Source organism: Collinsella sp. i06-0019-1H4 (assembly GCF_042849575.1).
Classification (GTDB): domain Bacteria; phylum Actinomycetota; class Coriobacteriia; order Coriobacteriales; family Coriobacteriaceae; genus Collinsella.
In genome coordinates this window covers 900,401-914,049 of record NZ_BAABYB010000001.1, presented here as the reverse complement: position 1 = coordinate 914,049, position 13,649 = coordinate 900,401, and the positions used below count along the sequence as shown (strand labels likewise).

Sequence of the window (13,649 nt, the reverse complement as noted above, 5' to 3'; positions counted from 1 at the left end):
GAAAAAATGAATTACGTAAGTATTAGTGTTGCCCGTTTGACGGGCGAAACCGGTGCGGTTGTAGGGGGACCGCACCGGAAACGGAAAGACTTAGAGGTCCTCGCGCCAGAAGGGCATGCTCATGCAGCGCGGGCCGCCGCGGCCGCGGGAGAGCTCGGCGGAGGGCACGACGAGAAGGTCCAGGCCCTCCTTGTACAGCACGTCGTTGGTGACGGTGTTGCGGGCGTAAACGCAGATCTTGCCGGGCTCGACGCACAGGGTGTTGGAGCCGTCGTTCCACTGCTCGCGGGAGGCCGCGATCGGGTCGCCGCCGCCGCAGGGGATCAGCTTGACCTGGTCGACGCCGGTGGCGTCCTCCAGGACGTGCTCGAGGGTGTCCTCGATCAGGCGGATGTTCACGTCGCCCGGGTTCTTGCCGGCGGTCAGCTCGTAGACGCGCAGGGTGCCCATGATGGCGGGGTGGATCGTGAACTTATCGACGTCGATCTGGGTGAAGACCGTGTCGAGGTGCATGAAGGCGCGCGAGACCGGGATGTCGAAGGCCAGGATGCGCTCGACCTTGGAGTCGGAGTTCCAGAAGATGTTCTGGGCCATGACGTCGATAGCGGCGGCCTGGGTGCGCTGGGAGATGCCGACGGCGAGGGTCTTCTCGTTGATGTTCAGCACGTCGCCGCCCTCGGTGTGGAACTGGCAGTCGCGGCGGAAGTACAGGGAGACGTCCTTGTAGTCGGGGTGGTACTTGAAGACGTACTTGCCGTACAGGGTCTCGCGGTTGCGGGTGACCGAGTACATGCGGTTGAGGTTGACGCCCTCGCCGACGACCGCGAACGGGTCGCGGGTGAAGTAGAGGTTGGGCATCGGGTCGATGATCAGGTCGGACTCGGACTCGGAGTTGACCAGGGAGTCGAGGGTCGTGGACGCCGTGAGGGGCATGTCGATCTCGGCCTTGGTCATGCCGGCCATGGTCTTCTTGACGAACTCGAGGTTGTCCTCGATGGAGTCCAGCTTCTCGCGGACGATCTGCGGCATGTGCTGGCCGCGGATGCCGGCCTCGGCGATGTACTGGTCGGTGAACTCGGCGCGGGCGCCGGGGACCTGGTCGAACACCTCGGCGACGAGGTTCTCGAGGTAGAGGACCTCCACGCCCTGGTCCCTCAGGATCTGGGCGAAGGTGTCGTGCTCCTGCTGTGCGACCTCCAGGAACGGGACGTCGTCGAACAGGAGTCGCTCGAGCTCGTCGGGCGGCAGGTTGAGGAGCTCGTCGCCGGGACGGTGCAGGCAGACCTTCCTGAGCTTGCCGATCTCGGAAGGCACGTGCAGACCTTTCGTCATGGCCTCCTACCTTTCTTTCGGGCCCCTGTCAGGGCCGATTCGTTAGCGCCCCTCCGTGTGAGGCGTTATTGCTGACGACATATTTATATCCAAAATCAGTTCATACTTCCACCTCGCCCCCGAACGGTTTTATATGAGGGGTGAACGGCATACACATATACTTCACGCATGGCACACTTTGATTTAATAAAGTTTATTTACGTGCTTAAACGCGTTTTTAACCGAGGAATCAATTGAAACTAATCTTTGTTAAACCACCCTCAAATTGCATATTTCGCGCAACGATATGAATAGAATTCGCAATTCTCGCTGTGTCTCAACCATTTTGATTTTTATTCAGTTAGAAGTTCGTCCTATTCATTTTTGGCAAACAGATTACCGTTTACCAGACGTTGGATACCGTTCACCGGAAGCTCAGTATAAGGCCCGTCGAATACCCAATCGATCTTGCGTCTCCATTTGTAACAACTTGACTTCTCGGTATAGAAAAACGGACCCGATCCCCTAGGGAAACAGGTCCGTTTTCGATTATTGTCAGCCAATTTGAATACGGCCTTCGAAGGGAATCGTGATCCTAGCGATCGAACTCCGCCAGCGCCTCGCCCAAAAGCCTTAAGCCCTCGCGAAGAACGTCCTCGCTCGCGCAGTAGCCCAGGCGTGCGCCACAGGGAAGCTCAAAGCGGCTGCCAGGTACCAGCAGCACTCCCCTCTCGGACAGCAGGCGCTTGCAGAACTCCTCGTCATCCTCGGGAATGTCCAGCTGGATAAACGAGGTGGACACACCCTGCGGGGCCGTCCAGGAGACACGATGCTGCGTGTCGATCCAAGCCTGCGCGATATCGCGGTTTCCAAACACGATCTTGCGGTTGCGCTCGAGGAGCTTGTCCTTGTGCTCGAGCACATAGGTCGCCAGGGCGTCGTTGAACACGCCGCCGCAAATCATGGTGTAGTCGCGGTAAGTGCGAATGCGGTTAGCTACCTCTTCGTCTGCCACAACCCAGCCCACGCGGGCCGCAGGCGTCGAATAGGTCTTGGACACCGAGTTGGTGACGATGGCCTTCTCGTACACATCGGCCATCGACAAAAAGTCCTCGGTGTTCTCAAGCGGCAGGTACACCTCGTCGCACAGCACATAGGCGCCAACCGAGCGGGCAATCTCGGCGATCTGGCCGAGCGTATCGGCATCGAGCACCGTACCGATAGGGTTCGATGCGTTATTGATGCAAATGAGCTTGGTGTTGGGGCGAACGAGGCGCTTGAGCTGTTCGATATCGGGTTTCCATCCGAGCTCCTCGCAAAGCTCCCAATACTCAACCTCGGCGCCGAGTGTGCGCGGGATCTCATAGAGCGGCGCATAGGTGGGCCACTCGGCAATCACATGGTCGCCGGGCTCGACCACGGCCATGATGGCGTTGAGGTTGGCACCCGTACAGCCATTGGTCTGCAGAATATGATCGGGATTGACCTCGCGACGATACAGCTTGGCAACCTCGGCCTTAAACTCCGGCGAACCCTCAATCCAGCCGTAGTTCATTTTCTCGCGGTCCAGGCGCTCGTAGAACGTGGCACCATCTTGGTCGTCGAGCGCGCGCAGCTCGCCCATGGTAAGCGAGGAGATTGTCGACTGGGCGATATCCCACGTAGCGCTCTTCTCCCAAACGTTAAGCCATTCCTCAACGCCGATTGTCTTGATATCCATGGCCAAGCTCCTTACAAAAGCAGTCATCCAATCGTGTTGACGTTCCTCATACAAGAATGGGGCGGTGCGAAAGATTCGCACCGCCCCAATGGGAGACATCTAATGGCAGTTAGACGTTTGTTTTAAGACCTGTACGGGTCTTTGAAAACCTTAGAGGTCCTCGCGCCAGAAGGGCATGCTCATGCAGCGCGGGCCGCCGCGGCCGCGGGAGAGCTCGGCGGAGGGCACGACGAGAAGGTCCAGGCCCTCCTTGTACAGCACGTCGTTGGTGACGGTGTTGCGGGCGTAAACGCAGATCTTGCCGGGCTCGACGCACAGGGTGTTGGAGCCGTCGTTCCACTGCTCGCGGGAGGCCGCGATCGGGTCGCCGCCGCCGCAGGGGATCAGCTTGACCTGGTCGACGCCGGTGGCGTCCTCCAGGACGTGCTCGAGGGTGTCCTCGATCAGGCGGATGTTCACGTCGCCCGGGTTCTTGCCGGCGGTCAGCTCGTAGACGCGCAGGGTGCCCATGATGGCGGGGTGGATCGTGAACTTATCGACGTCGATCTGGGTGAAGACCGTGTCGAGGTGCATGAAGGCGCGCGAGACCGGGATGTCGAAGGCCAGGATGCGCTCGACCTTGGAGTCGGAGTTCCAGAAGATGTTCTGGGCCATGATGTCGATCGCGGCGGCCTGGGTGCGCTGGGAGATGCCGACGGCGAGGGTCTTCTCGTTGATGTTCAGCACGTCGCCGCCCTCGGTGTGGAACTGGCAGTCGCGGCGGAAGTACAGCGAGACGTCCTTGTAGTCGGGGTGGTACTTGAAGATGTACTTGCCGTACAGGGTCTCGCGGTTGCGGGTGACCGAGTACATGCGGTTGAGGTTGACGCCCTCGCCGACGACCGCGAACGGGTCGCGGGTGAAGTAGAGGTTGGGCATCGGGTCGATGATCAGGTCGGACTCGGACTCGGAGTTGACCAGGGAGTCGAGGGTCGTGGACGCCGTGAGGGGCATGTCGATCTCGGCCTTGGTCATGCCGGCCATGGTCTTCTTGACGAACTCGAGGTTGTCCTCGATGGAGTCCAGCTTCTCGCGGACGATCTGCGGCATGTGCTGGCCGCGGATGCCGGCCTCGGCGATGTACTGGTCGGTGAACTCGGCGCGGGCGCCGGGGACCTGGTCGAACACCTCGGCGACGAGGTTCTCGAGGTAGAGGACCTCCACGCCCTGGTCCCTCAGGATCTGGGCGAAGGTGTCGTGCTCCTGCTGTGCGACCTCCAGGAACGGGACGTCGTCGAACAGGAGTCGCTCGAGCTCGTCTGGCGGCAGGTTGAGGAGCTCGTCGCCGGGACGGTGCAGGCAGACCTTCCTGAGCTTGCCGATCTCGGAAGGCACGTGCAGACCTTTCGTCATGGCCTCCTACCTTTCTTTCGGGCCTTACTGGCCGAATGTATCAGCGCCCCTCCGTATGGGACGCTGCTTGCTGACAGCTCTAGTTATATCCAAAAACCACCCGCAATTCCACCTCGCCCCCGAACGGTCAGCAAAGTGCGATGAACGGTATATCGCATATGATTCCCCCATGATGCACTTCAGTTTTCTAAAGCAGGTTTTCAAAGGTAAACGTTCTTTTTTCTAAGGAATTAAGCCAGATTGCACAAATATTTTCATGTTTGGGAATTGCATAGCTAAAACGGTTTTCTGCATATATATGTCGTTTGTCCGCGATTCGATTTGGATTCGATTATATTCAGCTCGCAATCATTCTTATTCATACATCCTCACCAGTTGAGTATGGATATGGATTGTTTTCAAAACGAGTCAGGCAGTTAGTTGCATGCATTGACAGCGTAAGAAGTAGGTTAAGATACCGTTCGCACAATACGTCCGTGCCACAAGTCGACTAAATTGAGACAATAGTGAATAGTGTTAGGCTACCGTCCCCCGCGGGGACTGAACGGACAGATGCATATGCCGAGCAAAATCGAAAAGAAGCAAAAGGCCGCAAAGCTGCGCAAACCGCCGCGCGACTTCTCGTACACGCAGAACCGAGAGCTCAGCTGGCTGCGCTTTGACAACCGCGTGCTCGACGAGGCTTTTGATGAGTCCGTGCCGCTGTTCGAGCGCCTTAAGTTCGTCTCGATCTTCGAGTCAAACCTCGATGAGTTCCTTATGGTGCGCGTGGGTGGCCTGTCCGACCTTGCCGAGCTCAAAAAGCAGCCTGTCGACAACAAGAGCAATATGACCGCCTCCGAACAGGTCGATGCTGTCATGGCCGAAATGCCCGGGCTCCTTACCCGTTGGGAGTCCATCTTTAAGAACATCGAGGGCAAGCTCGACACCTTGGGCGTTCACCGCGCGCGTGTCGATTCGCTTACGCCCGAGGAGCGCACCTTTGTAACCCGCTACTTCCAGGCCTACGTGTCGCCGGTCATCTCACCGCTGGTGATCGACCCGCGCCACCCCTTCCCCAACCTGCGCAACGGCGCACTCTACCTGGCGTGCGGCCTGGACGGCGTCACCGACGAGGAAAGTCTGCTGGGCCTGATCGAGATTCCCGCCTCGATGAACCGCGTGGTCGAGATCCCCTCGCCCACCGGCACCTACTCCTACATCTTGCTCGAGGACGTCATCCTCGCCTGCCTGGACAGCTGCTTTGGCTCCTATAAGCCGCTCGACCGCGCGCTCATCCGCGTCACCCGCAACGCCGATATCGACCCGGACGGCGAGGGCGTCGAGGAGGAAGAGGATTACCGCCAGCACATGAAGCGCATCCTCAAGAAGCGTCTGCGCCTGCAACCGGTGGTGCTTGCCGTCTCCGGTTCGCTCGAGAAGGCGACGCTCAAGACCATCCGCAAAGCGCTCGAGCTTTCGCGCCGCTCGGTTTTTACCTGCGATATCCCGCTCGACCTGGGCTACGTCTTTGGCATCGAGGGCAAAATTCCCGAGCACCTGCGCAATGAGCTCCTCTTTACGCCGTTTAAGCCGCAGCCCAACCCCACCATCGACATGTCCCGCTCCATTCGCGAGCAGGTGCTGCAGGGCGACAAGTTGCTCTTTTACCCCTACGAGGCCATGAATCCGTTCCTGGACTTGGTACACGAGGCCGCATACGACCCCGAGTGCATCTCGCTGCGCATCACGCTCTACCGCGTGGCCAAGCAGAGTCGTCTGTGCGAGTCGTTGATTGACGCCGCCGAGAACGGCAAAGAGGTCACGGTGCTCATGGAGCTCCGCGCGCGCTTTGACGAGCAAAATAACATCGAGTGGGCAGAGCGTCTGGAAGAAGCGGGCTGCACCGTCATCTATGGCTCCGAGGGCTTTAAATGCCACTCAAAGATCTGCCAGCTCACCTATCGCGAGGGCATGGCGCTCACTCGACTCACGCTTTTGGGCACCGGTAACTTTAACGAGAAGACGGCCAAGCTCTACAGCGACTTTATGCTCATGACCGCCCATCCCGGCATCGGCGAAGACGCCAACCTGTTCTTCCGCAACCTGTCGCTGGGCAACCTGCGCGGCGACTACCGCTTTTTGGGCGTGGCGCCCGTCGGTCTCAAGCCGCTCATCATGCGCGGTCTGGACCGCGAGATACAACGCGCTCTCGCCGGCGAACCCGCCCGCGTGTTCTTTAAACTCAACTCGCTCACCGACCGCGAGGTCATCGACAAGATCTCCGAGGCATCGTGTGCCGGCGTGCGCGTGGACATGATCATCCGCGGCATCTCGTGCCTGAAGCCCAACATTGCGGGCAAGACCGAAAACGTGCACGTACGTTCTATCGTCGGACGTTTCTTGGAGCACGCGCGCGTTTACGCCTTTGGCGTGGACTCGGACATGATCTACCTGAGTTCTGCCGACATGATGACGCGCAACACCGAGCATCGCGTAGAAATCGCCTTCCCCGTGCTCGACCCCACCTGCCGCGCGCTGGTGCACGAGTACATGGGCGTGCAGCTGCGCGACAACGTGAAGGCACGTAGCCTGACGAGCGACGGCACCTGGGTTCCCGTAGAGCGAAAAGAGGGTGAGAAGCCCTTTAACTCGCAGGAGTTCCTGTTGGAGCGCGCTTATCGCAACGCCGAGTCCGCAGCCGTGGCTTCGGAGCCCGTCGCCAAAGCAAAACCGGAATCCGCACCTGTTCTGGGCCCCAAGCCCAAGCCCCAGGCGGACGTTCCCAAGGTCCAGAAGGTCCAGGCAACCGTCATTGAACCCGACCTGGAATCCGAACCCGAGCCTGCGCCCCAGCCCCAGCCTCAGCCGCAGACCGTCAAGTCCGCGCCCCATGCAAGCGCCCGCCGCGAGAAACCCGCCGGCAAGACCAAGGCCATCGAGCGCCATCGCCCCGGCCGCGTGCGTATGGGTCTGGGCCTGATCGGCTTAGGCCTTAAGACGCTCATTACCGGCAAGACGAAATAGACGTTTGTAGAAGCGCCCCGCATTTGAGGAAAGCCTCGGATGCGGGGCGCTTTTCCCTGCTACCATGGTGCGAATAACAACGCGAATGACGGGCAGGAATATGAAGCTCACCATAGAATCGATGACGTATGGCGCCGATAGTCTGGCGCACGCCGACAACGGCAAGGCCGTATTTGTGCAGGGCGCCGTGGCGGGCGATACCGTCGAGGCCGAAATCGTGCAGGACGGCAAGTCGTTCATGCGCGCCCGCACCACCGAGATTCTGGAGCCAAGCCCCGATCGAATTCAGCCTCCCTGCCCCTTCGTGGGCGTCTGCGGTGGCTGCTCGTGGGGCAATCTCTCGCGCACCGCTCAGCTTGCCGCCAAGGAGCAAAACCTGCGCTCCACGCTCGAGCGCATCGGCAAGTTCACCCCTGAGCAAGTCGACGAGCTGGTGCAGCCCATCCGCCACACCAAGGACGACTGGGGCTACCGCAATAAAATCGAGCTCGAACCGACCGTCGTCAACGGCCGCGTTCGTCTTGGCATGCACGGCGTCGATCCCAGCAAGATCGTGACCGTCGATTCGTGTCCGCTGTTCGATAAACGTTTTCCCAAGGCGCTCAAGTCGGTCGTCGGCGCGCTCAACTATCTGAGCGGCAGCCACGACCTAGGCCTGGAGCGCGTGGGCATTCGCGCCTCGCGTCGCACCAAGGCGCTCGAAATCGCGCTCTGGACGCCCACGGGCTCGTTTCCGCGCTCGCAGGTCTCGCGCGTGCTGGCAGACGCCGCACACCCCACGAGCATAGTGCGCGTTATGAGCAAGGGTGAGAAGAAGGCCCGCCGCGTCTCCAAGGTTGAGATGCTCGCCGGCGAGGGCTCCTGGACCGAGAACATCGCCGACGGCCAGATGCGCCTTTCGGCCCCGTCGTTTTTCCAGGTCAACACCAAGGGTGCCGAGATTTTGATCGAGCTTGTCATGGAGGCGCTCGACCCGCAGGAAGACGAACTTGCCGTAGACCTGTATTGCGGCGCCGGAACCTTCACCCTGCCGCTCGCCCGCCGCTGCGACTTTGTTGCCGCTGTCGAGGCCTACGGACCGGCCGTACGCGACCTGCGCCGTAACCTAGAGATCAACAAACTCGATAACGTCGACGTCATCGGCGGCGACGCGGTGCGCGAGTTCCCCGATCAGGACGCCGATGTCCTGGTAGTCGATCCGCCGCGCGCAGGCTTGGCGCCCGAGGCCATCGACCTCATCGCGAGCACGAGTGCCCGCGATGTCGCCTACGTGAGCTGCGACCCTGCCACCCTGGCGCGCGACCTTAAGCGCTTTGTCGAGGAAGGCACCTTCTCCCCCGTCAAGATCACACCGGTCGACCTGTTCCCGCAAACCTTCCACTGCGAAACCGTCGTCCACCTCAAGCGTAACTAGACCGTTTGCCCATGACCACGCCCGATGATTTTTCTGGGACGGGGATAAAAAATTGTTCTGAATGATTATTTAATCCCCGTCCCGAAATTGAACCGCCCCCTCATTTCTTGGACATTAGAAATGGGGGGCTTCTTTATGGACGGGAAAGTCGGACACGACGCCACGCTGAGGACTCTTGCAGCAGAGTTTTGCGACAGGGGATACGGGCGCACCGAAGGCCGAAGGGCGCCCGGACCCGGCCGGGGCCGGCGGCGCGCGAGGGCGAGCTCTTGCGACGGAGCTGCTGCCCGGGCGCCTGAAGGACGAGTTCTACAGGAACCGGACGTGGCGGAGCTTCGAGGAGTTCAAGCGGGACCTCCACGCCTACACCGTTCACTGGAACAAGAGGAGGCAGGTTAAGCAAAAGGGACTGACCCCGGAGGAGTTCCGGAATCAGTCCCCATGTGCGGCATAGGCCGCTAATTGACCCGTCTAAGTTTCGGGGCGCAGTTCATTTCAGCGCCGCCCGAGAAAGCTAAACGCCTTCTGGCAGGTTGTCCCGGGCCGAGGGCGGCCACCTTGATCGCCCTCGGCCCTCACCCACCTCAACTGCTCCTCAATTACATAGAGCTGATTGAGGAGGGCGCAAGCTAGTGGGCGCCTTCCTCCTCGTCGTTGGGTCGGTAGGTGATGAACTCGATAACAAAGGCCAGGACGGCGGAAATGAGCGAGGCGATGATCGCGAAGATCATGTGGGAGATCCCGGCGCCACCAGGGGTCCCGTCGATGAAGTTGAGCAGGTTGAAGACGCCGAGGCCGCCCGAGATGTACATGAGAGCGCCAGTCATTCCCACGATAGCGCCGCCCACGGCGGAGCTCAGGCATGCCACGACGAACGCGCGCTTGTTGGGGAGGGCGATGCCGTAGATGCCCGGCTCGGTGACGCCGAAGAAGAAGGCGGAGATCATCGCGGGAAGGGCGATGCCGCGGAAGCGCTCGTCCTTGTTTCTGAGGTACATGGCAAAGATGACCGCTCCGAGTGCGAACCCGTGGCCGATGGTGGCGGCGAGCACGCTATCGTGGCCGAGGGTGTTCAGGTTCATGATGGAGATGGGGATGAGGCTCCAGTGGAAGCCGAAGATGACGAGGCACATCCACAGTCCGCCGACTAGGGCGCTGCCCAGGACGGAACCAACCACGGGGAGCTGGAAGATGAACGAGAACGCCGCGCTCAGCAGGTTGGTGATGAGGGTGGCCACCGGGCCGATGATGAGGTAGCCCAAGACGATGGAGACCGTCATCGTGGCGAGCGGGACAAGGAACATCTTGAGCGCAGCCGGCATCCAGCTCTTGAGCCAGCGCTCAAGGATAGAGCCGAACCACACCATGAGAAGGACGGGGATCACCGAGCTCACGTAGCCGGACACGGGCATGATGATGGGGAGCCCGAGGGCGGTGGCGTACCACGAGAACGTGCCGGCCACGCCGAGGTCGATGCTGCCGAGCGCCTCGCCCGAGGTCAGGGCGACCATCGTCGGGTAGAGGAGCGCCACGCCGATTGCCACGCCGGTGAACTCGTTCATGCGGAACTTGCGCGCGGCACTGAACGCCAGGGCGACGGGAAGGAAGTAGAAGAAGCCGTCAGCCACGGTGTAGAGCAGCGTGTAGAGGCCGTCGTTTGCAAAGGCCGGGACGAAGTAGGTGATGAGGGCAAGCAGTCCCTTCATGATGCCTGCGGCGGCAAGCGGTCCCAGGATGGGCTGGAAGATGCCAGAGATGAGGTCGATGATGACGGAGGCAACGGTCTTATCGCCCTGGGGCTCGTCGTCGGCGCTTGCGCCGCCCGAGAAGTTGCCGGCCTCCAGGACCGCGTCGTAGACGTCCTCGACGATGTTACCCACGACCACCTGGTACTGGCCGTTGGCCTGGATGACCTGGATGACGCCCTTGAGGGCCTCGATCTTGGCCGTGTTGGCGCAGGACTCGTCCTTGAGCTTGAAGCGCACGCGCGTGATGCAGTGCGCGACGCTGGCGACGTTCTCTGTGCCGCCTACGTTCTCGAGTATGGATCTGGCCAGATCGTCGTATTTTTCAGCCATTATTTTCTCCTTAGTGATATTGCCCGGGCGGCTAGCCCAGGTCGCCCCCGTTGGTGGCGATGGCCTGTTGGTACCAGTAGAAGCTCTTCTTGCGCCTGCGCTCGAGCGTGCCGTTGCCCAGGTTGTCGCGGTCCACGTAGATGAAGCCGTAGCGCTTCTCCATCTCGCCGGAGCCCGCGCTCACGAGGTCGATCGGCCCCCAGGTGGTGTAGCCGAGCATCTCGACGCCGTCCTGCTCGATGGCGTCGCGCATGGCCTCGATGTGCTCGCGCAGGTAGGCGATGCGGTAGTCATCCTCGATCGTGCCGTCGGGAAGCACCTCGTCATAGGCGCCGAGGCCGTTCTCCACCACAAAGAGCGGCTTCTGGTAGCGGTCCCAGAGGTCGTTGATCGTGATGCGGAACCCCAGCGGGTCGATGACCCAGCCCCAGTCGCTCGTGCGCACGTAGGGGTTCTCCACGCCGGCGAAGGCGTTGCCCTCGGCGACGCCGCCCACGGAATCGGGGTCGCCCGCGGTACAGCGCGAGGAGTAGTAGCTAAACGAGATGAAGTCGACGGTGTTCTCCGCAAGGATGCGCTCGTCCTCGGCGGTCATGCCCACGTCGATGCCCTCGCGCTCGAGCATCTTGAGCGCGTAGCCGGGGTAGCGCCCGCGTGCCTGCACGTCCACGAAGAAGAGGTCCTCCTGGTTCTTGACCTGCGCTGCGCGGACGTCCTCGGGACGACAGGAGTAGGGGTAGTAGCTTCCCGCGGCGAGCATGCAGCCTACCTTGTTCTCCGGGTCGACCTCGTGGGCGATCTTGGTGGCCCAGGCGCTCGCCACGAGCTCGTTGTGCGCGGCGCGGTACTCGGCCTCGCGGGCATTCTCCCCGGGCTCGAGGACGATACCGGCACCCATGAAGGGACGGTGCAAGATCATGTTCATCTCGTTGAACGTGATCCACCAGCGCACGAGGCCGCGGTAGCGGTTGAAGAGCACCGTCACAAGCCGCTTGTAGAGCTCGATAAGGGTGCGGTTTCGCCAGGCGCCGTACTTCTTGACGAGGTGGATGGGGCAGTCGAAGTGCGTGATGGTCACGAGGGGCTCGATCCCGTGCTCGCGGCAGCAGCGGAACACGTCCTCGTAGAAGGCGAGCCCGGCCTCGTTGGGCTCCTCCTCGTCGCCATTGGGGAAGATGCGGCTCCAGGCGATGGAGAGGCGAAAGACCTTAAAGCCCATCTCCGCGAAGAGGGCTATGTCCTCGCGGTAGTGGTGGTAGAAGTCGATGCCCGTCTGGGCCGGGTAGTAGTACCCGGGCTCAAAGACGAGCATGCGCCTCAGGCCGCGGCTTACGTCGTTGCGCTCCGGCCCGTGTGGGATGACGTCGACGTTGGCAAGGCCGCGGCCGCCCTCGTCATAACCTCCCTCGCATTGGTTGGCGGCGGTGGCTCCTCCCCAAAGGAACCCTTTTGGAAATGGCATGGTGCCTCCTTCTCTCTGGCGCCCCCATCTCTGCGGGGGACGCTTTATAACGTCCTTGCGGCCTCGCGCGCCGGGCCCGTGGCCCTTTCCCTGATGCGCGCGGGCCGCCTGTGAAGGGATGACTAGCTGACGGCTTGTCCCGCGGCGGCGCGACGTGCCTCCCGGCCTTCGACTAGGGAGGGGACCTGCGCCAGGCACACGCCGGCGAGGATGATGGCGACGCCCAGCCACTCGACGACGCCGAGCGGCTCGCCGAGGACGATCATGGCGATGAGCAGGCCGGCGGGGAGTTCCGCGGCGGCCATGACAGTGGAGAGGCCCGCAGGCAGGTGCGGAGAGCCCATGCCGAAGAGCAGGACCGGGCAGAGCATGCCAAAGAAGCCGGCGATGACGGCAAAGGACAGGATGCCCTGGGCGAGGACGCCCGAGACGACGTAGTCCGGGCACACCGTGAGCGACATGACCACGGAGCCCGCGCACACGATGACGCCACGCTGCTCGGACGAGCAGGGGGCCTCGACCTTGCCGGAGAGGATGACAAAGAGGGAGCAGGACACGGCCGCTCCCAGCACGCAGAGCAGGGCCACGGGGTCGTACCCGGTGATGCCGGTCTTGTAAACGCCGCTGGCGAACACCGTCCCGAAGACGATGACCAGGGCGGAGACTACTTGGAGGGGCCTCGGCGGTCGGCGCGTCATGACGGTCTGCCACACGAGCCCCAGCCACGTGAACTGGAAGAGGAGCGTGAGCGCCACCGGGGCGGGCAGCACGCTCATGGCGTAGCAATAGAGGATTGAGGTGAGGCAGGTGAGGGCTCCCAGGCCCATGAGCTTAAGGGCGAGCTTCCAGCCCACGCGCTGCCAGCGGTGTCCGAGTGCGTGGCCCGCGAGTGTGGCGAGGGCGAAGAAGAGGCAGCCGAACCACGCCTGGCTCGCCACCACCTGCACTGAGGTGAAGCCCGCGGCGTAGGCGAGCTTGTAGGTCGTGGCCATCGCGCCGTAGCAGGCGCCGCCCGCAAAGACCTGGAGCGCCGCCTTGGCCTGTCTCGCGCCTGTGGCTCCCGCCCCGGCGGCCTGTTGCTTGATTGTGTTTGTTCCTGCCATTAGGCTCCCTTCCGTCTGCTGTCTTGCAGACGCACGTCTCGTGCGTCTGTTCCCTGCAGTCGGAAGGTGGGCTCGTGCGGTCTTCTGGCGGTGCATGTGGTACCTGCTGCCAAGACGAAAAAAGCCACGCAACCGACTGCTCGGTTGCGTGGCAAAAAGGTGG

9 protein-coding genes are annotated in these 13,649 nt (G+C 61.6%); 3 read left to right on the top strand and 6 right to left on the bottom strand.

The features are described from left to right. Positions 1-90: 90 nt before the first annotated feature. The 3 genes from arcA (ACGHEN_RS03870) to arcA (ACGHEN_RS03860) all read right to left on the bottom strand — a co-directional run bounded on the left by arcA (ACGHEN_RS03870) (position 91) and on the right by arcA (ACGHEN_RS03860) (position 4,423). Positions 91-1,332 carry an arginine deiminase gene (arcA, locus tag ACGHEN_RS03870; protein ID WP_099431519.1) on the bottom strand — a complete coding sequence of 414 codons (1,242 nt, stop codon included), beginning with the start codon at positions 1,330-1,332 and terminating at the stop codon, positions 91-93. Positions 1,333-1,906: 574 nt separating this feature from the next. Next, positions 1,907-3,031 (bottom strand): aminotransferase, encoded by a 1,125-nt coding sequence (locus ACGHEN_RS03865; RefSeq protein ID WP_390397404.1) that lies wholly within the window; start codon positions 3,029-3,031, stop codon positions 1,907-1,909. Between the two features lie 150 nt (positions 3,032-3,181). After that, complete coding sequence (gene arcA, locus ACGHEN_RS03860) at positions 3,182-4,423, bottom strand: arginine deiminase (protein ID WP_055252566.1); 1,242 nt, start codon at positions 4,421-4,423, stop codon at positions 3,182-3,184. A gap of 558 nt (positions 4,424-4,981) precedes the next feature. Between arcA (ACGHEN_RS03860) and ppk1 the strand changes: the two genes are divergently transcribed. From ppk1 to ACGHEN_RS03845, 3 genes are all read left to right on the top strand, one after another. Further along, complete coding sequence (gene ppk1, locus ACGHEN_RS03855; RefSeq protein ID WP_390397401.1) at positions 4,982-7,429, top strand: polyphosphate kinase 1; 2,448 nt, start codon at positions 4,982-4,984, stop codon at positions 7,427-7,429. A gap of 85 nt (positions 7,430-7,514) precedes the next feature. Then, on the top strand, positions 7,515-8,843 hold the full coding sequence (gene rlmD, locus ACGHEN_RS03850) for a 23S rRNA (uracil(1939)-C(5))-methyltransferase RlmD (protein ID WP_117757322.1): 1,329 nt from the start codon (positions 7,515-7,517) through the stop codon (positions 8,841-8,843). 175 nt (positions 8,844-9,018) lie between these two features. Then, entirely contained in the window at positions 9,019-9,297 is a 279-nt protein-coding gene (locus tag ACGHEN_RS03845) for an IS3 family transposase (protein ID WP_199407134.1), read from the top strand. 175 nt (positions 9,298-9,472) lie between these two features. Here ACGHEN_RS03845 and ACGHEN_RS03840 read toward each other — a convergent pair whose 3' ends face one another. The 3 genes from ACGHEN_RS03840 to ACGHEN_RS03830 form a co-directional block, all read right to left on the bottom strand. Beyond that, positions 9,473-10,921: a PTS transporter subunit EIIC gene (locus ACGHEN_RS03840; protein WP_390397399.1), complete on the bottom strand. Its 1,449-nt coding sequence runs from the start codon at positions 10,919-10,921 to the stop codon at positions 9,473-9,475. A gap of 31 nt (positions 10,922-10,952) precedes the next feature. Continuing rightward, positions 10,953-12,383 (bottom strand): 6-phospho-beta-glucosidase, encoded by a 1,431-nt coding sequence (locus ACGHEN_RS03835; protein WP_390397397.1) that lies wholly within the window; start codon positions 12,381-12,383, stop codon positions 10,953-10,955. A gap of 122 nt (positions 12,384-12,505) precedes the next feature. Beyond that, a complete protein-coding gene (locus ACGHEN_RS03830) occupies positions 12,506-13,486 on the bottom strand; it encodes an EamA family transporter (RefSeq protein WP_390397395.1) in 981 nt (326 codons plus the stop codon). Positions 13,487-13,649: the final 163 nt, after the last annotated feature.

Excerpts from the sequence above, each read along its gene's own strand:
- arcA (WP_099431519.1), bottom strand. The coding sequence starts at position 1,332 with ATGACGAAAGGTCTGCACGTGCCTTCCGAGATCGGCAAGCTCAGGAAG.
- ACGHEN_RS03865 (WP_390397404.1), bottom strand. The coding sequence starts at position 3,031 with ATGGATATCAAGACAATCGGCGTTGAGGAATGGCTTAACGTTTGGGAG.
- arcA (WP_055252566.1), bottom strand. The coding sequence starts at position 4,423 with ATGACGAAAGGTCTGCACGTGCCTTCCGAGATCGGCAAGCTCAGGAAG.
- ppk1 (WP_390397401.1), top strand. The coding sequence starts at position 4,982 with ATGCCGAGCAAAATCGAAAAGAAGCAAAAGGCCGCAAAGCTGCGCAAA.
- rlmD (WP_117757322.1), top strand. The coding sequence starts at position 7,515 with ATGACGGGCAGGAATATGAAGCTCACCATAGAATCGATGACGTATGGC.
- ACGHEN_RS03840 (WP_390397399.1), bottom strand. The coding sequence starts at position 10,921 with ATGGCTGAAAAATACGACGATCTGGCCAGATCCATACTCGAGAACGTA.
- ACGHEN_RS03835 (WP_390397397.1), bottom strand. The coding sequence starts at position 12,383 with ATGCCATTTCCAAAAGGGTTCCTTTGGGGAGGAGCCACCGCCGCCAAC.
- ACGHEN_RS03830 (WP_390397395.1), bottom strand. The coding sequence starts at position 13,486 with ATGGCAGGAACAAACACAATCAAGCAACAGGCCGCCGGGGCGGGAGCC.